The following is a 24162-nucleotide window of genomic DNA, read 5'->3' as shown; positions in this document are numbered from 1 at the left end:
AAGGAATAATCCTGGCGGCGATAGAGCGGTGGTCCCACCTGACCCCATACCGAACTCAGAAGTGAAACGCCGATGCGCCGATGGTAGTGTGGGGCTTCCCCATGTGAGAGTAGGACACCGCCAGGTACTGAATGTAGAACCCCGAGCTGAATGGCTTGGGGTTTTTGTTTATGGATTTTTATTAAAAATTATATAGAATGATCTCAATTTTTATTTCTCAATATAAATAATGAAAAACTTTAGATATTTTGCTCAACGTTATGTTGATTGGGTTATTCGATTAGGTCGAGTTCGCTTCTCTTTACTTGGTATCGCTATTCTTGCGATTTTAGCTATCTGTATACAAATCCTATTAAGTACGCTTCTTAGTGACGGTATTCACTGGAGTGACATTATTCGCTCAATTACTTTTGGTTTATTTACTGCTCCTTTTGTTATTTATTTTTTTACGCTACTTGTTGAACGACTAGAACGTTCTCGTCTAGAGTTATCTAAAACACTTGCTCGATTAGAAAAAAATAATCGGGATAAAAGTACCTTACTGGCTACCATTAGCCATGAGTTACGTACCCCATTAAATGGAATCATTGGTTTAAGTCGAATTTTATTAGATGATAAATTAACAGAACAGCAACAAAATTATCTCAATACCATTAATCTAAGTGCGATCAGTTTAGGGCATATTTTTAGTGATATTATTGATCTAGATAAGATTGACTCTAAACGCATTGAATTAAATATTCAGCCTTGTGATTTTCATTCACTACTTAATGATTTCTATAATTTTGGTACCTTAATGGCAGAACAAAAGGGACTAAAATTCTCTTTAAGACAGGATGAGAATTTACCTAATTGGCTTTATCTCGATCGTGCTCGCATCAGCCAAATTCTTTGGAATCTAATTAGTAATGCAGTGAAATTTACTGACAAAGGTAAAGTTATCCTAACAGTACAGAAAATTCAAGATAATCAGTACCAATTTAGTGTTGCTGATACGGGAGCAGGTATTGCACCTTATGAATTAGATAAGATTTTTACCATGTATTATCAGGTCAAAGATAATATTCATCGTTCAGCAGGAAGTGGCATCGGTCTTGCAATTTCTAAAAATCTTGCGCAGTTAATGCAGGGGGATTTAACTGTTGAAAGTGAGTTGGATAAAGGTTCTACTTTTTATTTAACAATTATTGCGGATAAAGCTCAAGCTAATGATATGAATGCTGAAACAGCCATGCAGCATCTTTCTATTTTATTAGTTGAAGATGTTGAATTGAATGTAGTTGTGGCCAAAAGTATCCTTGAAAAGCAGGGGCATTATGTTGATGTTGCCATGAATGGTGAACAGGCGATCCGATTATTTGAGAAAAATACTTATGATATTCTTTTTCTTGATATTAAGTTACCAGATATGTCAGGCTTTGATATTGCATACTATCTACGTAAAAACTACGAAGAAGGGATTTATGATTTTCTCCCACCTTTAATTGCTTTTACGGCAAATGTGATGCACAGTGAAGAAGAATATCAAAAGCAGGGTATGGATGGTGTGCTACGTAAACCTCTTTCTTTGACAGAATTGCGTCAGTGCTTTAAAACCTTTTTAGGGGATGACATCGAGACTACCTCTGATGAAGAAGAGATCCCTCAAGTTCAGGAAGGCATCAATATTTCACTTATTGAGTTAATTGGAAAATCACAAGCTAAAGCTAATGTAGAGTTATTCAAACAATGGATGCCGATTTATTTAGATGAATTAGAAACAGCGTATGAGGATTATCTTGCAAACTCAGATATGCAACAAACAGTGTCAGATGTCGCACATAAAATTAAAGGTGCAGCTGCATCAGTAGGACTTGTTAATGTTCAAAATATCGCAAAACAGGCTCAAGATATCTCATTACCAAATTGGACATCCGATATTGCTTCATGGATAAAGCAACTCAGTAATGAATGGCCTCAAAATTTATCTGAATTAGAAGCGTATTTAGAAAAGTAATTCATGACACGTCATTTTCAAATTTTAGTCAGTGAGAATATGCCGTCTAATTTACCGGCAAATACCTTGATCATTAATGAGTTTTCTAAAATTCAAAATCTTCTTGGGCAAGAGTTTGAGACGATCTTGTTTGATGCACGGAAAGGTATCCATTTAGAGGCGCTTGCTATTGCGGCAGGTACATTGAAAATGAATGGCGCCTTAATTATCTTGCTATCAAATTGGGAGGAGATTCATTCTCAAATAGATGAAGATAGTCTTCGTTGGTCCGGTTCGATTAAGGCAATTGCTACGCCAAGATTTATGACATATTTTAAGTATTGTATTCTTAAATATGGTTTTCCCGTCCTTTATCATCAAAATGATTTAAAATTTGACCGCGCTTTTCAGCAATTATTTGTAAATCATAACGCGACCTTAGATCAGCAGAAAATCATTGAGCAAATCTTACAAAAAGAATCTGAACTTTACTTTCTTACAGCCAAGCGAGGAAGAGGGAAATCAGCTCTAGCTGGCTTATTAGCGAATCAACTGGATACTAAAATTTACCTCACAGCACCGAATAAAAGTGCGGTTAAAATTTTGGCTGAATTTTCACAAAAAGAGATTATCTTTATTGCACCAGATGAGCTTTTCCTTGCTTTGCAAAATGATCCTTCTTTTTCTGAAAATGCTTGGCTTTCTGTTGATGAGGCGGCAATGTTGCCAATTGCTCAACTGAGCGCTTTTTCCCACCATTTTAAACATATTCTATTTATGACTACCATCCATAGTTATGAGGGAACCGGGCGAGGTTTTGAGCTTAAATTTAAGCAAAAAATTAACCGCACTTTTTCTGACTTTGAGCTTATTGAACCGCTACGTTGGTCTAAAGATGATGTTTTAGAGGCGTTTATTGATGAGCTTTTATTATTGAATGTAGAGGATGACTTTAAACAAACGCCATACGACAAAAGTAAAATATGCCAAATCACTGAACGCTCACAAGAGGAAATACTTTCTTCATTGCCTCAATTCTATGGCTTGATGACATTAGCTCATTATCGTACATCACCAGTAGATCTACGGCGATTGTTTGATGCCAATTCACAGTGTTTTTTTACCGCTGAAAGTGAGCGAAATTTACTAGGTGCAGTTTGGGCATTAAAAGAAGGCGGGATTGAAGATTCATCGATTATAGAGACCATTAATCTGGGCATTAGACGCCCTAAAGGTAATCTTGTCCCGCAAGCACTTTGTTTTCATGCTCAACAACAAAAGGCTTGTGAATTGCATTCTTTACGTATTTCGAGAATTGCGGTTCAGCCTATGTGGCAGCAGCACGGTGTTGGTACACAACTTATTGAATACATCACACAAAATGCCGATGTGGATTATTTATCGGTGAGTTTTGGTTATACCAAAGAACTGGCTCAATTTTGGCAGAAATGTGGTTTTTCTCTTGTTCATTTAGGCGAGCATTTAGAGACGAGTAGTGGTTGTTATTCTGCTATTGCTCTAAAAGGGCTTTCTGCAGAAGGGATTGAATTAGAAAAAGACGCAACGCAATCTTTTCAACGGAATATGCCTTTGTCTTTCCATCCCCTCGCTCAGGAATTTAATACCGCACCAGTTGATTGGGAATTGATTGACGAAGATTGGCTAAGCTTGAAAAATTTTGCTTATTTTCACCGCACTTTAGCTTCCGCTTTGCCGGCAATTCGTCGATTTTTAATGAATTTAGATGAAAAAGATTGCCCTTTAATGAGAGATTATTTCATCACAAAACAGGTACCCTATAATAAGAAAAATGGGTTAAAATTATTACGTTCGGAGATTGCACAAAAATTAAAAAAGGAGGCAAGATGAGCGAACAAGAAAAAAAAGGTTGGTTCCGTAAAGCGGTAGATGAATACAATAAATTTTGCAGTGAACTTGGTTTAGATAAAGGTAGTTGTCGAGGTTGTATGCCACGCATTGAATTTGATGATGATGGTAAGGTAAAAAAAGAGAAACCACTAGAACCACTCAAAAAATAAAAGAAAACAGGGTTAATCAAGCCCTGTTTTTTTATACAGATAAATATTGAAAACTAGAGTGAATTTGTTAAACTAATCAGCTATTCACGCAAAAATGAGATAAAAATTGACCGCACTTATGAAAACAACCTATTTTAATTTTGATATTCCGACTCAGCCCAATGATCATAAAATTCTTGGCAATGTATTGGCGAGTGCAGATGCACTTGCTGTTAGTGAAATTGCAGAGCAATACAATGGATTGACTGTGGTTGTGGCACCGGATACCAAAAGTGCGGTTCGTTTATCACAAGTTTTACCGGATTTAACTTCTCAGCCCATTCAGTTTTTCCCTGATTGGGAAACCTTGCCTTATGATTCTTTTTCTCCTCATCAAGAAATTATTTCTTCACGTTTAAGTGCGCTATTTCATTTGCAAAATACTAAAAAAGGTATCTTTGTTTTACCGATTAGCACATTAATGCAACGTGTGTGCCCGCCGAAATATCTACAGCACAATGTCCTTCTGATTAAAAAAGGTGACCGTCTTGTCATTGATAAATTGCGATTACAATTAGAGTCAGCAGGATATCGTTCTGTCGAGCAAGTACTAGAACATGGTGAATATACTATGCGCGGATCACTTTTAGATCTTTTCCCAATGGGAAGTGCGGTTCCATTTCGCTTAGATTTTTTTGATGATGAAATTGATTCGATTCGTACTTTTGATGTCGATACGCAGCGAACGTTAGATGAAATTCAATCTATTAATTTATTACCTGCACACGAATTTCCAACTGATGAGAAAGGCATTGAATTTTTCCGTACACAATTTAGAGAAACCTTTGGTGAAATTCGTCGTGATCCAGAACATATTTATCAGCAAATCAGTAAAGGCACTCTAATCTCAGGGATTGAATATTGGCAGCCGCTATTCTTTGATGAAATGGCTACGTTGTTTGATTACTTGCCAGAAAAAACGTTGTTTGTGGATATGGAAACAAATCAAGCACAAGGTGAACGTTTTTATCTTGATGCTAAACAGCGTTATGAGCATCGCAAAGTTGATCCAATGCGCCCTCTTTTGCCGCCAGAACGTTTGTGGCTAAGCATTGATGCGGTAAATCATGCATTAAAAAATTATCCTAAAATTAATTTTAAAGCAGAAAAAGTGCGGTCATCTGTTCGTCAGAAAAATTTATCAGTGTCCGCATTACCAGCAGTGACCATTCAATCACAGCAAAAAGAACCGTTATCCCAACTTCGTCAGTTTATTGAGCATTTTAAAGGAAATGTTTTATTTTCAGTGGAAACTGAAGGACGACGTGAAACTTTACTGGATTTACTTTCACCATTAAAAATTAAACCAAAACAAATTAAAACCTTATCTGAAGCCAATCAAGATAAGTTTAATCTGTGGGTAAGTCGTCTTGAGCAAGGATTTATTCTTGATGAGGCTAAACTCGCCGTTATTACTGAACATGAAATTTTAGGCGAGCGAGTACAGCAACGTCAGCGTGATAAACGCAAGGCGGTCAATCCAGATACCCTAGTGCGTAATCTGGCTGAATTAAAAATTGGGCAGCCGGTTGTACATTTAGATCATGGTGTTGGACGTTATGGTGGTTTGGTTACGCTTGATACGGGCGGTTTAAAAGCGGAATATTTGCTGATCAATTATGCAAATGAGTCCAAACTTTATGTGCCTGTTGGTTCTCTTCATTTAATTAGTCGCTATGTCGGTGGCTCAGATGAAACCGCACCATTACATAAATTAGGTAATGAATCGTGGGCGAAAACGCGTCAAAAAGCCGCAGAAAAAATTCGTGATGTGGCCGCTGAATTACTTGATGTATATGCTCAACGAGAAGTGAAAAAAGGCTTTGAGTTTAAATATGATCGTGAGGAGTTCCAGCAGTTTGCTGTAACCTTCCCGTTTGAAGAAACACACGATCAAGCCATGGCGATTAATGCCGTCATTTCGGATATGTGCCAACCCAAGGCGATGGATCGTTTGGTTTGTGGTGATGTGGGTTTTGGGAAGACGGAAGTGGCGATGCGCGCCGCATTTTTGGCGGTCATGAACCATAAACAAGTCGCCGTATTGGTTCCAACAACCTTGTTAGCTCAACAGCATTACGAGAATTTTAAAGATCGTTTTGCTAATCTTCCAGTTAATGTGGAAGTGCTTTCTCGCTTTAAAACAGCCAAAGAGCAAAAACAAATCTTAGAAAATTTAGCTGAGGGGAAAGTCGATATTCTGATTGGAACCCATAAATTGATTCAATCCGATGTGAAGTTTTCTGATCTTGGCTTACTCATCATTGATGAAGAACATCGCTTTGGTGTGGGACAGAAAGAGAAAATTAAACAACTTCGAGTGAATATTGATATTTTAACGCTTACCGCAACGCCAATTCCTCGTACTTTGAATATGGCGATGAATGGTATTCGCGATCTTTCTATTATTGCGACACCACCGGCTCGTCGAGTGAGTATAAAAACGTTTGTTCGTCAGAAAGATGATTTAATTATTCGTGAAGCGATTCTGCGTGAGATTTTACGTGGTGGGCAAGTTTATTATTTGCATAATGATGTGGCGAGTATTGAAAATACGGCTGAAAAACTGACCGCACTTGTACCGGAAGCTAGAGTCGTCATTGGTCATGGTCAAATGCGAGAACGAGAACTTGAGCGTGTGATGAGTGATTTTTATCATCAACGTTATAACGTATTAGTCTGTTCCACCATTATTGAAACAGGGATTGACGTACCAACGGCAAATACGATCATCATTGAACGTGCAGATAATTTTGGTTTAGCACAGCTTCACCAGTTGCGTGGTCGAGTAGGGCGTTCTCATCACCAAGCTTATGCTTATTTGCTTACACCGCCGCCGAAGTTAATGACGAAAGATGCAAAACGTCGTTTAGAGGCATTAGAAAGTTTAGATAACTTAGGTGCAGGTTTCATTCTTGCGACGCACGATTTAGAAATTCGCGGTGCAGGTGAATTATTGGGGAATGAGCAAAGTGGACAAATTGAGAGCATCGGTTTTTCACTTTATATGGAATTACTTGATGCGGCAGTTAAAGCCTTAAAAGAGGGAAGAGAACCTTCATTAGAAGAGATTACACATCAGCAAGCTGAAATTGAGCTACGTGTTCCAGCTTTATTACCAGATGACTATCTTGGTGATGTGAATATGCGTTTGTCGTTCTATAAACGCATTGCAGCAGCGGAAAGTAAACAAGAGTTAGATGAATTAAAAGTTGAATTAATCGATCGCTTTGGCCTATTACCTGAAGCAACTAAAAATCTTTTACAAATTGCTGAAATGCGTTTAATGGTGAAACCATTAAAAGTACTGAAAATCGATGCAGGGGCTCAAGGCGGCTTTATTGAATTTTCACCTTCGGCAAAAGTTGACCCAGAAAAATTCATCAAATTAATTCAACAAAATCCAATTGTTTATCGCTTTGATGGTCCATTAAAATTTAAGTTTGTGAAAGCACTTCCAGAAAACAAAGAGCGGCTAGAATTTGTGATGGATTTGGTGAAGACGCTTACTGAGTAGCAAGTAAATAAAAAGGCTGACAAAAATGTCAGCCTTTCTTTTTTTACGTTTGATTAGTGAAGCGCTTCAACAACGCTTAAGAACATTTTTAAGATACCGGCATTTAATAAGTCGATAAAGAATGCCCCTACCATTGGTACGATTAAGAACGCTTTGTGAGATGGTCCGAAACGACTGGTAATCGCTTGCATGTTAGCAACGGCTGTTGGTGTAGCACCGAGACCGAAACCACAGTGACCCGCACTTAATACAATCGCATCATAATCTTTACCCATCATGCGGTATGTAACGTAGATAGCGAAGAAAGCCATGAAGACAACTTGAACCGCTAAGATAACTAATACATCTGTTGCAAGACCTGCTAATTCCCAAAGTTTGAGAGACATTAAAGCAATCGCTAAGAAGATAGATAAACCTACGCTACCTAATACGTCAATCGCTGAATCAGCCACTTGGAATTTGAATAAGTGAGTTAAGCTGTTACGAATGATTACACCTGTAAACAAACACCATACGAATGTTGGTAATTGAATGTGAGTACCTTTTGTTAAGCTATCTAAGTATTGACCGATGAGTAAACATAAAGAAAGCATTGCGATGGTTTCAATGATTGAACGCGCATTGATTTTTCGTTTGTAAGTTGGGTGCTCAAATGCTTCTTGTACGTCATCTACTTCATCATTCTCTGGGTTCTCACCTTGTTTTTGATGATTTAATAAATAACGAGATACTGGACCACCTAAGATACCACCAAAGACTAAACCGAATGTAGCACACGCCATAGCGATTTCTGTCGCAGCCGGTAGATTAAATTCTTTAGTGAATGTTTCTGCCCATGCCGCACCTGTACCATGACCACCGGTTAGGGTAACTGAACCAGCAAGTAAGCCGTAAGCAGGATCAATGCCTAATAATTGAGTACCTAAAATACCGATGACATTTTGGCAAACAATGAGTATTGCTGCCGCCAATAGGAAGATAACTAATGGTTTTCCGCCTTTAATTAAGCGGGCAAAGTTTGCACTTAAACCGATAGAGGAGAAGAATACCAACATCATAGAGGTTTGTAAGCTTTTCTCAAAAGTGAATGAAGTGCCATTTACTTTGTATAAAATGGTTAATGCAATAGCCACAATAAAGCCGCCAACAACAGGCTCAGGGATATTAAATGTTTGTAAAACTCGAATGCGTTTTACTAGAAAAAAACCGAGTAATAATACAAAACTTGCTAAAGCAAGTGTTTGATAGGTATCAAAAACAATATTCACGAAATATCCTCCTATTTAGTTTGGTTTCGAGAATTCTTATGAGTTGTGTTCAGGTTCAACCACCACAATGTCAACATTACTATGTAATCCACGTGGTAATTGGGAGCCTTTTCTGCCGCGTTCCGCACGGAATTTTTGCAGATCTTCCGGTTTTAATGTGATTTTTCGTTTACCGGAATGGAACTCAAGGCTGGCTTGCTCTGAAATTAAGAACAATTTCACCAATAATTCTGACCGCGCTTTTGCATTCGCTGCTGGAATACTGATGATTTTGTTGCCTTTCCCTTTTGATAATGCCGGTAAATCCCGTACCGGAAAAATCAGCATTCGACCCGCTGAAGTGAGGGACACAAGAAGTGAGGTCGACTCGGAAAGTGTCTCAGGTTTCAAGACTTTCGCATTTTCTGGCAAAGAAATCAAGGCTTTTCCTGCTTTATTACGCGCAATTAAATCTTCAAATTTGCAAATAAAACCATATCCTGCATCTGATGCCATCAATAATTCTTGTTTTTCAGGTTCCATAATAACCTGTTCAATGATCGCACCTGGCGGTAATGTCAGTTTACCGGTGAGCGGTTCACCTTGTGAACGCGCAGAAGGCAAGCTTAATGGATCTAAAGCATAGCTACGACCGGTGCTGTCAATAAAGATCACCGGTTGATTACTTTTACCACAAGCGTGAGCGAGATATTTATCGCCTGCTTTGTAGCTTAATCCTGCCGGATCAATGTCATGACCTTTTGCACAGCGTACCCAACCCATTTCAGATAAGATAACGGTAACAGGTTCTGCTGGAGTCATTTCACTTTCAGAAATCGCTTTCGCTTCTTCACGCTCAACTAATTGAGACATTCTAGGGCTGGCGTATTTTTTCGCATCTTCTTGAATTTCTTTTTTGATCAAGGTATTTAAGCGACGCTCAGATCCTAAAATTAACTCTAAATTTGACCGCTCTTCTTCGAGTTTATCTTTTTCAGCTTGCAATTGATGTTCTTCTAATTTGGCTAAATGACGTAAACGTAAGTTTAAAATGGCTTCTGCCTGTTCATCACTTAAGTTAAAGCGAGCCATTAAAACTTGTTTAGGTTCATCTTCAGTACGAATAATTTCAATCACTTCATCAATATTGAGGAAGGCAATCATCAAACCATCTAAAATGTGTAAACGAGCGAGTACTTTATCTAAACGATGTTGTAAACGACGCGTTACTGTTGTACGACGGAATGTCAGCCATTCGGTAAGAACTTGAAGTAAGCCTTTCACGGCGGGTTTATGATCAAGCCCGATCATATTCATATTCACACGATAGCTTTTTTCGAGATCAGTCGTCGCAAATAAATGCGCCATCAAGGCATCCGTGTCAACGCGATTTGAACGAGGTACAAGTACAATACGCACAGGATTTTCGTAATCCGCCTCATCACGAATATCTTCCACCATTGGCAATTTTTTCGCCGTCATTTGCTCAGCGATTTGTGCAATGATTTTTGATGGTGAAGATTGATGAGGAAGTGCGCTTATGATGATTTCACCGTCTTCTTTATGCCATGTTGCACGCATTTTGATAGAACCACGACCGGTTTCATACATTTTGCGAATATCATCTTTTGGCGAAATAATTTCTGCTTCAGTTGGGAAATCCGGGCCTTGAATGATATTGAGTACATCATCTAATCCTGCTTTTGGATTATCTAATAGCAGGACCGCTGCATCCGCCACTTCATTAATATTGTGTGGTGGAATATCGGTTGCCATCCCGACGGCAATCCCAGTAGTGCCGTTCAACAGAATATGAGGCAAACGTGCAGGCAAATATTGAGGTTCTTCTAAGGTACCATCAAAGTTCGGTTGGAAATCAACAGTGCCTTGACCTAATTCAGTTAATAGAATCTCAGAAATTTTGGACAGACGAGATTCTGTATAACGCATTGCCGCGAATGATTTAGGATCATCTGGCGCTCCCCAGTTTCCTTGGCCATCCACCAAAGGATAACGGTAAGAAAAGGGCTGAGCCATTAATACCATGGCTTCATAACAGGCGGAGTCTCCGTGTGGATGGAATTTACCTAACACATCACCGACGGTACGCGCAGATTTTTTAAATTTCGCTGCAGCATTTAAACCCAGTTCAGACATCGCATAAACAATACGACGTTGGACAGGCTTTAAGCCATCACCAATAAAAGGCAATGCACGATCCATGATGACGTACATTGAATAATTAAGATAAGCCTTTTCTGTAAAGGTGCGAAGTGGCATCTGCTCGATGCCTTCGTAGTTAATATTGCTCATATTCTTCTAATTTATTTTCTTGTTGCACCGGAGTTCGCATCAGACTGTTCGTGATGAGAATGTCCCATATCCATTCCTTTGTGACTGTCAATTTCGTAAGGAACGGGTTGTGGTTTTTGTGGGTTAGTTTCTTTAAAGGCTTCGTCTTTTAGTTTTCCAGAATAAATATTCGAATTTTTTTCACCTTCAACCACAATATGTCCCATTGTGCCTTTATTTACTGCGCGGAAAATGGAGTGATCCATAAAGACATAAGTACCCGGTACATCAATTCGAGTTTCCACCATGGTGGCACAGCCGGATGGAATCAAGGTAGTTTGAACATTGTGATTAACAAGCGTACCGCCTTCCACATATACATTGTCAAATACCGCACCAATCAAGTGGAAAGAAGAACATAAATTTGGCCCAGCATTTCCTACGAATAGACGAATGGTTTCACCGGTTTTCGCTTTTAAAGCATTTCCATCCATGGTCGCGCCGACTTTACCGTTGAAGAGAACATATTCAGGACGTTCATCAATGGCTTTTTGCATACTGAATGGTTGCAAGCCAGGATCACCAAACTCGCCTTTGGTATAGAATTCACTTTGCATAATGTAAAATTCGCGATCCACTTTTGGCAGGCCTTCTTTGGGCTCAACTAAAACTAAACCATACATCCCCTTGGCAAGGTGAATATCCACAGGCTGACTGCCACAGTGGTATAGATAAATCCCCGAACGTAACGCTCTAAATTGGAAGGTTGATGTCCGAGTTGGTGGGGTTTCACTTGCCATTGCCCCCCCCATTGGTACAGGTGCTGCATGGAAATCAAGACTATGTGGCATCATGGAACTTACTGAATTGGAAAGTTGCACTTCTACCATGTCGCCTTCGCGCACACGAATAAATGGTGCAGGCACGCTACCGTTTAACGTCCAAAATTTAAATTGCACGCCATCCATTAGATCCATAATTTGTTCAAGTGCGGTCAGTTTTACCACGACTTTTGCAGGATAGTTACGTTCAATTGGTTTTGGCACATTGGGCGCGAGCGTCAATTCTGCTTCAATCTCAGGTAAATTTTCAACTGCAGTAGCTGCCACATTTGAGGCTTTTTCTTCCGCTTGAGCAGAAGGAATGAAACTAAAACCTGCACCTAATGTAATCGTTGCTAAGCCTAATGCGCTGTTTCTAAAAAAATCTCGACGTTGTTCGTTCATGATTGACCTCAAATAATTAAACGGCTAAATCCACTTGGTCGCCATTGGTTTGTAACCAATTTTTGCGATCTTCCGCTCGTTTTTTGGCGAGTAACATATCCATTAATTCTAATGTTTCTGCCCCTTGATCTTCGCCTAGCTCATAGGTTAATTGAACTAAACGACGTGTATTCGGATCCATGGTGGTTTCACGTAATTGTGACGGATCCATTTCACCCAAACCTTTGAAGCGTTGTACGTTTAAGGTACCTTTTTTATCTTTTAAGCGTTCTAAAATTGCTTCTTTTTCGTTTTCATCTAAGGCATAAAAGACTTCTTTGCCTAAGTCGATACGATAGAGTGGTGGCATTGCCACATAAACGTGTCCATCTTGTACTAGTTTCGGGAAGTGACGTAAAAAGAGTGCACAAAGTAGGGTGGCAATGTGCAAACCATCAGAGTCCGCATCGGCTAAAATACAGACTTTACCGTAACGAAGCTGAGATAAGTCTTCATTATCAGGATCGATACCAAGCGCCACTGCAATATCATGAATTTCCGTTGAACCAAGCACTTGATCGCTGGCTACTTCCCAAGTATTTAAGATTTTTCCACGTAACGGCAGGATCGCTTGATATTCACGATCTCTCGCCTGTTTGGCTGAGCCGCCCGCAGAGTCACCTTCTACCAAGAATAATTCAGTTTTTTCTAAATTTTGTGATGCACAATCGGCTAATTTGCCCGGTAGAGCTGGGCCACTCACTAATTTTTTACGCACGACTTTTTTGGCTGCGTTTAAACGACGTTGTGCAGAGCTAATGGCCATTTCAGCTAAGCGATCCGCATCTTGTACGTTTTGATTCAACCATAAACTGAAGGCATCTTTTAAAACACCTGCAACAAAGACCGCACTTTGACGGGAAGATAAGCGTTCTTTGGTTTGGCCGGCAAATTGAGCATCCTGCATTTTCAGTGAAAGAATATAAGCACAGCGATCCCAAATATCGTCTGCTGTTAATTTCACGCCGCGTGGTAATTTATTGCGGAATTCACAATATTCGGTCATGGCATTGAGTAAGCCTTGGCGAAGACCATTTACGTGTGTTCCGCCTTGTACTGTTGGAATCAAGTTTACATAGCTTTCTGCAATAAGCTCGCCACCTTCCGGTAACCAAAGTAATGCCCAGCTTACTGCTTCGGTGGAGCTTTTAAATTCACCGACAAAAGGTTTTTCAGGCAAGGTTTCAAAACCATTTACCGCTTCGGTTAAGTAATCGGATAAACCATCTTGATAGCACCACACATCTTCGGTGTTATTCACTTTATCGACAAATTTAATTTCTAAGCCTGAACAAAGCACGGCTTTCGCACGTAATAAGTGGCGTAAACGGCTAACAGAAAAATTCTTGCTATCGAAATATTTTGGATTCGGTTTGAAGTGCACGGTGGTGCCTGTTGTTCGTCTGCCACAAGTCCCGATGACTTCTAATTCTTCTACTTTTACGCCATTTTCAAAAGCAATTTTATACACTTCACCGTTACGTTTAACTTGAATATCAACGCGTTCAGAAAGAGCATTGACGACAGAAATCCCCACCCCGTGTAAACCACCGGCAAATTCATAGTTTTTATTCGAGAACTTACCGCCAGCATGAAGTTTGGTTAAGATGACTTCGACACCAGAAACGCCTTCCGTTGGGTGAATGTCCACTGGCATCCCGCGTCCATTATCAATGACTTCAAGTGATTGATCAGCGTGTAAAATTACTTCAACTTTAGTGGCAAAACCTGCAAGGGCTTCGTCCACACTGTTATCGATAACTTCTTGAGCAAGGTGATTTGGACGGGTAGTGTCCGTGTACATACCGGGGCGAATTTGCACCGGTTCGAGATCTTTCAGAACCGTAATTTCTTGAGCAGAATAATTTGTAGTCATTTTTAAAATTAGTTACTTATTTATAAAAAAATTAGCGTGATTTTATCAAAAAATGACGCGTTTATAAAATCAAAGATGAGAAAAGGTAAGGATACTATTTTAAGTAAAAGTGCGGTCAAAATTTGACATGAATTTTGACCGCACTTTGGGTTCATTTGAATCTATTTAATCTGTTATAGATTGAGTTATCTCGATACTAAGCTTTTGCTTTTGTTGCTAAATATTCCTGTAAGCCTTTATCTCTCAATTTGCAGCTCGGGCATTCTCCACAGCCTCCTTCAATACCTTCATAGCAAGTGTGAGTATGCTGACGAACATAATCTAACGCACCTAATTCATCAGCTAATGCCCAGGTTTGTGCTTTGGTGAGATACATTAAGGGTGTTTTTAAATTGAACGGGTAATCCATGGCTAAATTAAGGGTGACATTCATGGATTTGATAAACACATCGCGACAATCCGGATAGCCACTGAAATCTGTTTCACATACGCCTGTGATAATGTCATTAATACCTTGTCCTTTTGCATAAATTGCCGCATATAATAAGAAGAGCGCATTTCGGCCATCCACAAAGGTATTAGGTAATTCACCGTTTTTTTGCTCAATATCAGCGTTTGCATCCATTAAGGCGTTGTGGGTGATAGATTTTATGAAGGACGTATCGATCAACGTTTGTTTTACACCGAGATCCTGAGCGATCCAACGGGCTTTTTCTAATTCAATGGCATGACGTTGGCCGTATTGAAAGGTGACGGTTTCGACATTTTCCACGCCATATTCAGCGATGGCTTGAATTAAACAGGTTGTGGAATCTTGTCCACCAGAGAAGATCACAAGGGCTTTACGATTGTGATTAGGATTTGAAATATTCATAGGATACCTAGTTTTTTTATGTAGGAGGTTTGCGAACTACAATGTTAAAAATGAGGCGGTATTGTAGAAGTCAAAGATAAATTTTGCAAGAAAAGGGCTAATTTAAGCAGGAAAAAGCGGAGAAAATTGTGATACAATTCTAGCAAGCTAGTTTTAAAAAAGGTAAATACAATGAAAAAATTAATTCTTATTGTTATCGGTGCATTAGTGATTTCAGCTTGCGCAAATAAAGACGTTTATTTTAATGGTTCGGAAGGATCTCATTCAGGCATGAAATTTGATAAAGACACTCGTCATTGGGGCGTTAATCAATAATTGTTTTGATAAAAGAAAAGCCATACAGTTAGTTGTATGGCTTTTTTGTCAAATCACTTCTTCTTGGCAATGTGGGCAAGTCATTAAATGTTCTTCATTATTGTGCACAATATAATGGCCCATTTTTTTTGCTTTAGTATCAAGATATTTCGTATTGTAACGGTTTTCACCTACATTCAATGGTACACGTTCTACGATATTAATTCCCGCTTTTTTCATAGTTTCTACTTTTTGCGGGTTGTTTGTCATCAAGCGAACTTGCTTCACACCTAATAATTCAAACATATCGGCACACACATTAAAGTTACGCTCATCAGCTTTAAAGCCTAATGCAAGGTTGGCTTCAATAGTATCCATGCCTTGATCTTGTAATGAATAAGCACGAATTTTGTTAATTAACCCAATGCCACGACCTTCTTCACGATGATAGATCAACACACCTCGACCTGCTTCGCTAATTTGACGTAATGCAGCTGCAAGCTGGAAACCACAATCACATTTTAAACTGTGTAACGCATCACCCGTTAAGCATTCAGAATGAATGCGGGCAAGCACAGGCTCATCTTGGTTTGAAATATCACCCATCACTAAAGCGACATGTTCTTTTTTTGTATCGGGAAATTCAAATCCGACCATTTTAAATATGCCATATTCGGTAGGCAAATTGGCTTGAGCAACCAGTTGGATTTTTGACATAACGTATCCTTTTTTCAACTTTATTCTGCTAAAATGTGCACTTTATTTTTATTATCAAGAGGCAACAATGTTTAAAAGGCTGTCATTATATACGTTATTCCTTTGTCTTGTACCATTTTTTGTTTGGGGTTTTGCTTATCATTGGCATGGAAACAACCAATTAATGAAATGGGATTATTGGCTTTATCTTTTAACGGAAACGGGTAGCGTACCTTATGCTTTAATTACCTGTGGTGTGTTTGCTTTACTTTTCCGTTTTCTTTTTGAAAACCGTAAACAGTGGATTATGGGCGTGATTGTAATGGGCTTATCTGTATTATCCACACAAGTAATTAAAACAGGTTTAAAAACGGTTTTTGCCGAGCCGCGTCCTTTTACCGTCTATTTAGCGGAAAAAACAGAAAGTACGACAGATGCCTTTTATCATCAAGATCGTTCAGAGCGTGCGAAATTAGTAGATAAATTTTATTCTACACAAGCGGATACACCAGCCTGGTTAAAAGCGCATTATGAAGATGAAACGGGTTATTCTTTCCCATCTGGACATTCTATTTTTGCCGCCACTTGGTTAATGTTAGCCGTCGGGTTTAGCCAATTATTAGGGAAACGTTCTTTTAAAGCGGAATTACTGATTGGTGCCATGACCATTTGGGGCGTATTAATGTTGATTAGCCGCGTACGCCTTGGAATGCATTATCCTATCGATTTATTTGTGGCGATAATTTCGGCATGGATTGTTCATTTGATTATTTTTGGGTTCTTACAGAAGAAGGGCTTGTTCAACAATAAATAGCATCAAAGACCGGTTTTAGTGATAAAGCCGGTCTTTTTTATTGTTTGTACAAAATATGATTTTTGTCATAGATTTTCAGTGAGATTTCAAGGAAAATAAAACCTATATATTCCAAGAATTTTGACCGCTCTTTTGAGGAGACAATATGTATTACGGTATTGATATTGGTGGCACAAAGATTGAATTGGCTGCTTTTAATGAAAAATTAGAAAAACTTTATACCGAGCGAGTGCCAACGCCACAGACAGATTATCAAGATTGGTTACAGGCGATTAAAACTTTAGTCGAACGTGCGGATGCCCACTTTGGTAAAAAGGGGACAGTAGGTTTAGGCTTGCCAGGATTTGTTAATTTGACAACGGGGCTTGCTGAAGTGACGAATATTCGTGTTGCAGATAATAAGCCTATTTTAGCCGATCTTGAACGCGTTTTAGATCGTGAAGTGCGGGCAGAAAATGATGCAAATTGTTTTGCACTCTCTGAAGCTTGCGATGAGGAAAATACTCAATATCCTTCTGTATTAGGGCTTATTTTGGGTACTGGCTTTGGTGGTGGTTTTGTGATTAATGGCAAAATTCACTCAGGTCAAGTCGGGATGGCAGGGGAGTTAGGCCATCTTCAATTAAATTATCATGCCTTAAAATTATTAGGCTGGGATAAAGCGCCAATTTACCAATGTGGTTGTGGCAACCAGGCCTGTTTAGATACGTATATTTCTGGTCGCGGCTTTGAAATGTTGTACCGTGATTTAAAAGGGGAAGAGTTATCAGCCAAAGATATTATCGATCGCTTTTATGCGAAAGAGGAAAGTGCGGTTGATTTTGTTCGTATTTTTGTTGAATTAGCGGCTATTTCTATCGGCAACATTATCACTGCATTTGATCCGCATATGATTGTGCTCGGTGGTGGTTTATCGAATTTTGATTATCTTTATGAAGCGTTACCAAAAGCATTACCTGCTCATTTAATGCGTAGTGCAAAAGTACCACCAATCAAAAAAGCAAAACATGGTGATTCCGGTGGTGTTCGTGGAGCTGCCGCGTTATTTTTAAACCGTGAATAGATTTAATCTAAAAATACAGTGAAAATTTGAATAACTTTTATATTATAGGAAAATAATCCAGTTTTTCTTTAAGAAAGCTGGATTTTTTCTTTTGTCTCTCTACAATCAGAATATTAATTTTTTTAGTGAGGTTTTTATGCTGACAGAATTTGGGAACTGGATTGAACAAGGATTGACATGGGTTATAGAACATTTTGATGAGCCATTATGGAATATCACCATTGTTATTTTATTAGGTGTAGGTCTATTTTTTACCATTACTACAGGTTTAGTACAGCTACGTCTTTTCCCTACAAGTATACGCGAAATGTGGTTTGGACGTGCGGCAGAAGGTAATTCTTTAACCCCATTCCAAGCTTTTGCAACCGGGCTTGCAAGTCGAGTTGGCGTAGGTAATATCAGTGGAGTAGCAACAGCCATTGCGCTTGGTGGTGAAGGTGCGGTGTTCTGGATGTGGGTAACGGCATTTATTGGAATGTCGAGTGCTTTTGCGGAATCTACCTTAGCACAGGTATTCAAAATTCAAGATAAAGATGGCTCTTTCCGTGGTGGCCCTGCTTACTATATTACACAAGGTTTAAAATCACGTTGCTTAGCGGTAGCGTTTGCAGTATCACTTATTTTTACTTTTGGTTTTGCATTTAATTCAGTGCAAGCAAACTCAATCGTAGAAGCGACTAAAAACGCTTGGGATTGGCAAGGTGAATATGTTGGTCTTGTTTTAGTGGTATTAACTGCCACCATTATTTTTGGTGGTGTGAAACGTATTGCGACCATTTCTAGTAGCGTAGTACCGATGATGGCACTCTTTTATTTAATTATGGCGGTAATTATCTTGGGCATCCATATTGATATGATCCCGACGGTAATCACCAACATTTACAAAAGTGCCTTTACTTTCCAATCTGCAGCTGGTGGAATGTTTGGTGCTTTAGTATCTAAAGCTATGATGATGGGGATTAAGCGCGGATTATTCTCTAATGAAGCGGGGATGGGATCAGCCCCAAATGCGGCTGCTGCAGCACATGTAAAACATCCAGTAAGCCAAGGTTTAGTGCAAATGCTTGGTGTATTTGTAGATACTATGGTCGTCTGTACTTGTACTGCGGTGATTATTCTGCTTTCTGATAATTATGGTAGCGAAACATTAAAAAGTATTTCCTTAACGCAAAACGCATTGCGTTATCATGTCGGTGAATTTGGCGTACACTTCTTGGCTTTTATCTTATTGCTTTTTGCTTATTCCTCTATCATTGGTAACTATGCTTATGCGGAAAGTAACATTCGTTTTATTAAAAATAAACCTTGGTTTGTATGGGCATTCCGCTTATCGGTATTATTCTTTGTTTATTTTGGTTCAGTAAAATCAGGTAATGTGGTGTGGAATTTCGCGGATACCGTGATGGCTGTGATGGCAATTATTAACTTAGTCGCGATTGTTTTACTTTCCCCAATTGTGTGGAAGTTAATGAAAGACTATCAGCATCAATTAAAAGCAGGAAAAGAGCCTGAATTTAAAATTGACCTTTATCCTGATATTAAAAAGCGAGTATTAGAGCATCGAATTTGGAAATAAGTGTTCAATGAAATATGAAAGGCGGGGAATTCCCGCCTTTATTTTTAGATTTAAAATCTGTTTATAACATTAATTGCACTTATAACAATCCGCCTTGACCTAATGCTGGGTCAGTTTCACGTGCTTTTAATGCGTCTTCAACGGTTAATCCTAATGCTTTTGCAACGCCTTCACCATATGCAGGATCACACCAGTGACAGTTACGGATATGACGGTATTTGATGAACTCAGGTGCATCACCCATTGCAGCTGCAGTATTGTTGAACAATGCTTGTTTTTGCTCTGGATTCATTAAGTTAAATAATGCACGCGGTTGGCTGAAGTAATCATTATCATCGTTACGATAATCCCAGTGTGCTGCATCTCCGTTGATACGAAGTGGTGGTTCAGCAAAGTCTGGTTGTTGTTGCCATTGGCTGAAGCTGTTTGGTTCGTAGTGCGGTAAACTACCGTAATTGCCATCTACACGGCCTTGGCCATCACGTTGGTTGCTATGAACAGGGCAACGTGGACGGTTTACTGGAATTTGACGGTAGTTCACGCCTAAACGGTAACGTTGTGCATCCGCATAGTTGAATAAACGAGCTTGTAACATTTTATCTGGGCTTGCGCCGATCCCAGGAACTAAATTACTTGGTGCAAACGCAGATTGTTCTACATCAGCAAAGAAGTTTTCTGGGTTACGGTTAAGCTCAAATTCACCTACTTCAATTAACGGATAATCTTTTTTTGGCCATACTTTGGTTAAGTCGAATGGATGATAAGGTACTTTTTCCGCATCTGCTTCAGGCATAATTTGTACATATAATGTCCATTTAGGGAAATCACCACGTTCGATTGCTTCATATAAATCACGTTGATGGCTTTCACGATCATTTGCGATGACTGCAGCCGCTTCTGCATCAGTTAAGTTTTTAATACCTTGTTGAGTATGGAAATGGAATTTTACCCAGAAACGTTCACCAGCTTCATTCCAGAAACTGTAAGTATGTGAACCATAACCATGCATATGGCGATAGCTTGCAGGAATACCACGATCACTCATTACAACAGTTACTTGGTGTAATGCTTCTGGTAATAATGTCCAAAAATCCCAGTTATTGGTTGCTGAGCGCATATTAGTGCGAGGATCACGTTTTACCGCTTTGTTTAAGTCTGGGAATTTACGTGGATCACGTAAGAAGAATACCGGGGTGTTGTTACCCACTAAGTCCCAGTTACCTTCTTCGGTATAGAATTTTAATGCGAAACCTCGAATATCACGTTCAGCATCAGCTGCACCACGTTCACCTGCAACAGTGGTAAAGCGTGCGAACATTTCTGTTTTTTTGCCCACTTCACTGAAAATTTTTGCGCGAGTATATTTAGTAATGTCGTGTGTGACAGTAAAGGTACCAAATGCACCAGAACCTTTTGCGTGCATACGACGTTCTGGAATGACTTCGCGTACGAAATCAGCTAATTTTTCGTTAAGCCATAAATCTTGTGAAAGTAATGGACCACGCGGACCTGCAGTTAAACTGTTTTGATTGTCCGCTACAGGGGCGCCATTTCCCATAGTTAGGTTAGTAGACGATAAATGCGAAAAAGGGCATTGAGAACTCATTATTAACTCCTTGTATGTATGAAATAAGTAGGGTTGAAATAAATTTCGTAAACATCATACAAAAAGGTTTCAGTGATTAAAATCTATTAAATTAATCAAAATAATCTATTGATTTGGAGGGGGGAATTTTGTATCAAATTTCATGAAGGCTGTTGTATTCGCTTTAAATGAGACAAAAATACTAGTCTAACTGAAAACAATTACGTCCATTCATATCTAATAATTACTTATTAGATATGAATAAAATTTTTATTATTTAGTTGAATTGCAATGCCGATAAGTCAGGAAATAGTAAGAGAGGGCTGAAATAACTACGCAAGCTGCCATTGTATAGAGCATTGGTGCTGCTGTTTCCATTTTAAAGCTCGCTACTAGGGAACTCATTACTGCGCCGACACCAAAACGGACACTTCCCATTAATGAGTTTGCAGTACCTGCCATCATTGGGAATTTTTCTAGAATAGAGGCGGTCGCATTGGAGGAAATTAATGGGTTTTGTCCTACAAAAAAGGCTACACCAATTGCCATTGACCAAAAACCAAAATCAAAAAGTGCGGTTAAAAATAACCAAATTCCTGAAATGAATTGTACGGCAATACCAATTCGTAACATGGTTTCTGCACCTAGCTTCAATACAAATTTACCATTTAGATAAGATGCAGCGGTCATAATGGCAATATTGATCATAAAGAAATAGCCGAATTGATCGACAGGAATACCATAAATACCGATATAGACAATCGATCCCGCAGTGACGAAGGCAAATAAACCACCAAATCCAAAAGAGGCTACTGCCATATAACCTAACACTTCTTTTTGTTTAGAAAGCATCATGAAGTTACGGGCAATAATATTAAGACGCAAGGGAATACGATTTTCTTGTTTATGGGTCTCGGGAATAATGAAAAAGACAAGCAATGTCGCAAGAAATCCCATGATGCCAATTACATAAAAAATCATATGCCAGTGGAAATATTTCACGATATATCCGCCAATTATAGGCGCAACAAGTGGCGCGATCATAAAGACAAGCGTGATGGTTGATATGATTCTAGAGAGCTGATCTTTGCTAAATAAATCTCGTAATAAAGCCCCTGAAAGCACAACAGGTGCCGCCCCAAAGAAACCTTGAACGAAACGCAGTACAGTGAAACTGCCAATAGAATGAATACTCGTTAAAATAATGGATGTGATAGCACCAATAATGACCCCTAATAAAATAATTGGTTTACGACCAAAGCTGTCACCAAAAGGCCCCCAGAACAATTGCCCTGCCGCCATACCATAAGCGAAGAATGTCAGCGTGTACTGTACTTGCTCGGCGTTGATATTTAAGTCTTCAGCAATATTTAAAAATGACGGAATATACATATCTACGCCCAAAGGCGGTAGCATCGAGAGGATGCCGAGCGTGGCGATAAAAATAAAGGTAGGTTTAATATTTTGACTCATATTATTTCACTAAATTGTCGATTTCTTCCTGAGTGAGTGGACGAAATTCGCCTTCTTCTAAGCTTTCATCTAATTCAACGTTGCCAATTCTCCAACGGTGTAGCGCAACGACTTTATTACCCAGTGCAGCAAACATTCGTTTCACCTGATGATAGCGCCCTTCAGAGATAGTCAAATTCACGTTGTAATCGTCTAATACTTCTAATTTTGCTGGCTTAGTGGGTTCTTTTTCGCCACGTAGCAGAATGCCTTCTTCACAAGCTGAAGCATAATGGTTCTCAACCGGATCGGCTAAAGTGACTAAATAGGTTTTTTCGCATTGATGTTTTGGTGAAGTAATACGATGTGAGCATTGCCCATCATCCGTTAATAGCACGAGGCCAGTGGTATCCACATCTAATCGTCCAGCGCTGTGTAACTTGCCAGAAAGAGGTGGTTCAAAGAATTGATAAATAGTTGGATAGTCACTGTCATCATGAGAGCAAACGTAGCCCTGAGGCTTATGCAACATAAAATATTGACCTTCTTCTACCCAAGGCAACAATTCATCCTCAAAATAAATTTCATCTTCTTGGCTTACTTTGGTCGCCCCATTTTTCACAATTTCACCGTTAATTTTGACCGCACTTTGGCGAATGGCCTTGGTGGCTTGTGAACGGGTTAAACCTGTATTCTCGGCAATAAATTTATCTAGTCGCATAGTAAACTCTTATTTTTGATTGAACCAGCTGACGTAATCAAACTGATCGTAATATTTTTCACCATTCCAACCGGAAAAAGTAAATAAATCGCCCACTTCTCCTTCGTTTTCAAAGCCTTTAATGTAGAAAGCGGATTTTAATTCGGGATATGGCTTATGGGTAAAGACGACTTTGTTTGGATAAGGTAAGTTATCGAAGGCTTGCAACTCCTCATATTTTGCACCTTTTCCACCATCTTTATCTGTCATCATAATAAACAAGTTATCTAGGTCTAAACGCTGTGAGCGCGCTTCCCATTTCTCTTTGGCTTCTTGTTCAGAATGATAATGCATAAAGTGCACTTTAAGATCATCTAATAAGCCAACGGGATACGGTTTTTCTGTTTGTATAAATTGAAGCGGTTGTGCTTGATAGAATTCGATATTCTGTAGATAGTGAACAAAATCACTTGGGTCTAAATAAAGGTTAACAAACGGAGAATTAAAAGGCTGATTAAGGTCGTGCAAAATAAATGCACCGACACAGTTTGCCGAAATCACCGACATGCCTTGGTTGGTTAAACGTTTTTGATAGGTTTGATTAATGGCTTTCCGTTGTAATTTATTGATGGCGCTTCTAAATTTAGAAAACAAACTCATTATTTATATCCTGTATATTTTTTGCGATATAGTAACGTTTTTGCTTATGAATGTGAAGAAAAGACAAAGGTGTGGTCGATTTCAATCATATTTTTGTAATAAATTTGTAAAATTTTTGCGGTATGTCACAAAATTCTGTTTAAAAGAGAGTATAATGGCGCAAATTTTATTTAGCCTAAGTGAAAATGGAGTATTTTT

The 24162-nt window shown here is 39.0% G+C and carries 18 protein-coding genes, 1 rRNA gene and 1 riboswitch; of the genes, 9 read left to right on the top strand and 10 right to left on the bottom strand.

The window, feature by feature from the left end; genetic code table 11:
* Positions 1-10 precede the first annotated feature (10 nt).
* The 5 genes from rrf (at position 11) to mfd (ending at position 7570) form a co-directional block, all read left to right on the top strand.
* Positions 11-126, top strand: a 5S ribosomal RNA gene (gene rrf, locus DPV97_RS08815).
* A gap of 103 nt (positions 127-229) precedes the next feature.
* On the top strand, positions 230-1996 hold the full coding sequence (locus DPV97_RS08810; protein ID WP_070712704.1) for an ATP-binding protein: 1767 nt from the start codon (positions 230-232) through the stop codon (positions 1994-1996).
* A 3-nt stretch (positions 1997-1999) separates the two neighbouring features.
* The gene (locus DPV97_RS08805) at positions 2000-3844 is read left to right on the top strand and encodes a tRNA(Met) cytidine acetyltransferase TmcA (RefSeq protein WP_070712702.1); all 1845 of its coding nucleotides are present in this window, start codon (positions 2000-2002) and stop codon (positions 3842-3844) included.
* Positions 3841-4014, top strand: a complete 174-nt coding sequence (locus tag DPV97_RS09595) for a DUF5363 family protein (RefSeq protein ID WP_014065161.1) — start codon at positions 3841-3843, stop codon at positions 4012-4014. The genes DPV97_RS08805 and DPV97_RS09595 overlap by 4 nt, the downstream gene beginning before the upstream one ends.
* A gap of 118 nt (positions 4015-4132) precedes the next feature.
* Complete coding sequence (gene mfd / locus DPV97_RS08800) at positions 4133-7570, top strand: transcription-repair coupling factor (RefSeq protein WP_070712710.1); 3438 nt, start codon at positions 4133-4135, stop codon at positions 7568-7570.
* Between the two features lie 53 nt (positions 7571-7623).
* On the opposite strand, the gene gltS is transcribed toward mfd, so the two are convergent.
* From gltS to queC, 5 genes are all read right to left on the bottom strand, one after another.
* Positions 7624-8838: a sodium/glutamate symporter gene (gene gltS, locus DPV97_RS08795; RefSeq protein ID WP_070712701.1), complete on the bottom strand. Its 1215-nt coding sequence runs from the start codon at positions 8836-8838 to the stop codon at positions 7624-7626.
* A 36-nt stretch (positions 8839-8874) separates the two neighbouring features.
* On the bottom strand, positions 8875-11130 hold the full coding sequence (gene parC, locus DPV97_RS08790) for a DNA topoisomerase IV subunit A (RefSeq protein ID WP_070712699.1): 2256 nt from the start codon (positions 11128-11130) through the stop codon (positions 8875-8877).
* An 11-nt stretch (positions 11131-11141) separates the two neighbouring features.
* Positions 11142-12335, bottom strand: a complete 1194-nt coding sequence (gene nirK, locus DPV97_RS08785) for a copper-containing nitrite reductase (protein ID WP_070712698.1) — start codon at positions 12333-12335, stop codon at positions 11142-11144.
* A gap of 16 nt (positions 12336-12351) precedes the next feature.
* Positions 12352-14250: a DNA topoisomerase IV subunit B gene (gene parE / locus DPV97_RS08780; protein ID WP_070712697.1), complete on the bottom strand. Its 1899-nt coding sequence runs from the start codon at positions 14248-14250 to the stop codon at positions 12352-12354.
* 196 nt (positions 14251-14446) lie between these two features.
* Entirely contained in the window at positions 14447-15124 is a 678-nt protein-coding gene (queC, locus tag DPV97_RS08775) for a 7-cyano-7-deazaguanine synthase QueC (RefSeq protein ID WP_070712695.1), read from the bottom strand.
* A 1-nt stretch (position 15125) separates the two neighbouring features.
* Positions 15126-15170, bottom strand: a riboswitch (PreQ1 riboswitch).
* A gap of 125 nt (positions 15171-15295) precedes the next feature.
* Here queC and DPV97_RS08770 point away from each other — a divergent pair.
* Positions 15296-15439, top strand: coding sequence for a hypothetical protein (locus tag DPV97_RS08770; RefSeq protein WP_014065561.1), 144 nt, complete (start codon positions 15296-15298; stop codon positions 15437-15439).
* A 48-nt stretch (positions 15440-15487) separates the two neighbouring features.
* Here DPV97_RS08770 and ribA read toward each other — a convergent pair whose 3' ends face one another.
* Positions 15488-16135 (bottom strand): GTP cyclohydrolase II, encoded by a 648-nt coding sequence (gene ribA / locus DPV97_RS08765; protein ID WP_005696347.1) that lies wholly within the window; start codon positions 16133-16135, stop codon positions 15488-15490.
* A gap of 67 nt (positions 16136-16202) precedes the next feature.
* Between ribA and DPV97_RS08760 the strand changes: the two genes are divergently transcribed.
* The 3 genes from DPV97_RS08760 to DPV97_RS08750 all read left to right on the top strand — a co-directional run bounded on the left by DPV97_RS08760 (position 16203) and on the right by DPV97_RS08750 (position 19567).
* A complete protein-coding gene (locus DPV97_RS08760) occupies positions 16203-16928 on the top strand; it encodes a phosphatase PAP2 family protein (RefSeq protein ID WP_070712693.1) in 726 nt (241 codons plus the stop codon).
* A 145-nt stretch (positions 16929-17073) separates the two neighbouring features.
* Positions 17074-17991: an N-acetylglucosamine kinase gene (gene nagK, locus DPV97_RS08755; RefSeq protein ID WP_070712692.1), complete on the top strand. Its 918-nt coding sequence runs from the start codon at positions 17074-17076 to the stop codon at positions 17989-17991.
* Positions 17992-18127: 136 nt separating this feature from the next.
* Positions 18128-19567, top strand: coding sequence for an alanine/glycine:cation symporter family protein (locus tag DPV97_RS08750; protein WP_070712690.1), 1440 nt, complete (start codon positions 18128-18130; stop codon positions 19565-19567).
* Between the two features lie 79 nt (positions 19568-19646).
* Here DPV97_RS08750 and DPV97_RS08745 read toward each other — a convergent pair whose 3' ends face one another.
* The 4 genes from DPV97_RS08745 to DPV97_RS08730 form a co-directional block, all read right to left on the bottom strand.
* A complete protein-coding gene (locus tag DPV97_RS08745; protein WP_005628052.1) occupies positions 19647-21173 on the bottom strand; it encodes a catalase in 1527 nt (508 codons plus the stop codon).
* A gap of 252 nt (positions 21174-21425) precedes the next feature.
* Positions 21426-22625, bottom strand: a complete 1200-nt coding sequence (locus DPV97_RS08740; RefSeq protein WP_070712688.1) for a Bcr/CflA family multidrug efflux MFS transporter — start codon at positions 22623-22625, stop codon at positions 21426-21428.
* 1 nt (position 22626) lies between these two features.
* On the bottom strand, positions 22627-23325 hold the full coding sequence (gene rsuA / locus DPV97_RS08735; protein WP_070712686.1) for a 16S rRNA pseudouridine(516) synthase RsuA: 699 nt from the start codon (positions 23323-23325) through the stop codon (positions 22627-22629).
* Positions 23326-23334: 9 nt separating this feature from the next.
* Entirely contained in the window at positions 23335-23964 is a 630-nt protein-coding gene (locus DPV97_RS08730) for a DUF1919 domain-containing protein (RefSeq protein ID WP_070712685.1), read from the bottom strand.
* Between the last annotated feature and the right edge of the window lie 198 nt (positions 23965-24162).

The sequence above is a fragment of the Haemophilus parainfluenzae genome (genome assembly GCF_003253005.1).
Lineage (GTDB): Bacteria > Pseudomonadota > Gammaproteobacteria > Enterobacterales > Pasteurellaceae > Haemophilus_D > Haemophilus_D parainfluenzae_M.
The sequence above is the reverse complement of the archived record's forward strand: the minus strand, read 5'-3'. Positions and strand labels throughout refer to the sequence as shown.

What these genes read in the sequence shown, in the direction of transcription:
- rsuA (WP_070712686.1), bottom strand. Translation starts at nt 23,325, where the DNA reads ATGCGACTAGATAAATTTATTGCCGAGAATACAGGTTTAACCCGTTCA.
- nirK (WP_070712698.1), bottom strand. Translation starts at nt 12,335, where the DNA reads ATGAACGAACAACGTCGAGATTTTTTTAGAAACAGCGCATTAGGCTTA.
- DPV97_RS08740 (WP_070712688.1), bottom strand. Translation starts at nt 22,625, where the DNA reads ATGAGTCAAAATATTAAACCTACCTTTATTTTTATCGCCACGCTCGGC.
- DPV97_RS08750 (WP_070712690.1), top strand. Translation starts at nt 18,128, where the DNA reads ATGCTGACAGAATTTGGGAACTGGATTGAACAAGGATTGACATGGGTT.
- DPV97_RS08745 (WP_005628052.1), bottom strand. Translation starts at nt 21,173, where the DNA reads ATGAGTTCTCAATGCCCTTTTTCGCATTTATCGTCTACTAACCTAACT.
- DPV97_RS08760 (WP_070712693.1), top strand. Translation starts at nt 16,203, where the DNA reads ATGTTTAAAAGGCTGTCATTATATACGTTATTCCTTTGTCTTGTACCA.
- parC (WP_070712699.1), bottom strand. Translation starts at nt 11,130, where the DNA reads ATGAGCAATATTAACTACGAAGGCATCGAGCAGATGCCACTTCGCACC.
- DPV97_RS08770 (WP_014065561.1), top strand. Translation starts at nt 15,296, where the DNA reads ATGAAAAAATTAATTCTTATTGTTATCGGTGCATTAGTGATTTCAGCT.
- ribA (WP_005696347.1), bottom strand. Translation starts at nt 16,135, where the DNA reads ATGTCAAAAATCCAACTGGTTGCTCAAGCCAATTTGCCTACCGAATAT.
- DPV97_RS08805 (WP_070712702.1), top strand. Translation starts at nt 2,000, where the DNA reads ATGACACGTCATTTTCAAATTTTAGTCAGTGAGAATATGCCGTCTAAT.
- parE (WP_070712697.1), bottom strand. Translation starts at nt 14,250, where the DNA reads ATGACTACAAATTATTCTGCTCAAGAAATTACGGTTCTGAAAGATCTC.
- mfd (WP_070712710.1), top strand. Translation starts at nt 4,133, where the DNA reads ATGAAAACAACCTATTTTAATTTTGATATTCCGACTCAGCCCAATGAT.
- nagK (WP_070712692.1), top strand. Translation starts at nt 17,074, where the DNA reads ATGTATTACGGTATTGATATTGGTGGCACAAAGATTGAATTGGCTGCT.
- queC (WP_070712695.1), bottom strand. Translation starts at nt 15,124, where the DNA reads ATGAATATTTCAAATCCTAATCACAATCGTAAAGCCCTTGTGATCTTC.
- DPV97_RS09595 (WP_014065161.1), top strand. Translation starts at nt 3,841, where the DNA reads ATGAGCGAACAAGAAAAAAAAGGTTGGTTCCGTAAAGCGGTAGATGAA.
- DPV97_RS08810 (WP_070712704.1), top strand. Translation starts at nt 230, where the DNA reads ATGAAAAACTTTAGATATTTTGCTCAACGTTATGTTGATTGGGTTATT.
- DPV97_RS08730 (WP_070712685.1), bottom strand. Translation starts at nt 23,964, where the DNA reads ATGAGTTTGTTTTCTAAATTTAGAAGCGCCATCAATAAATTACAACGG.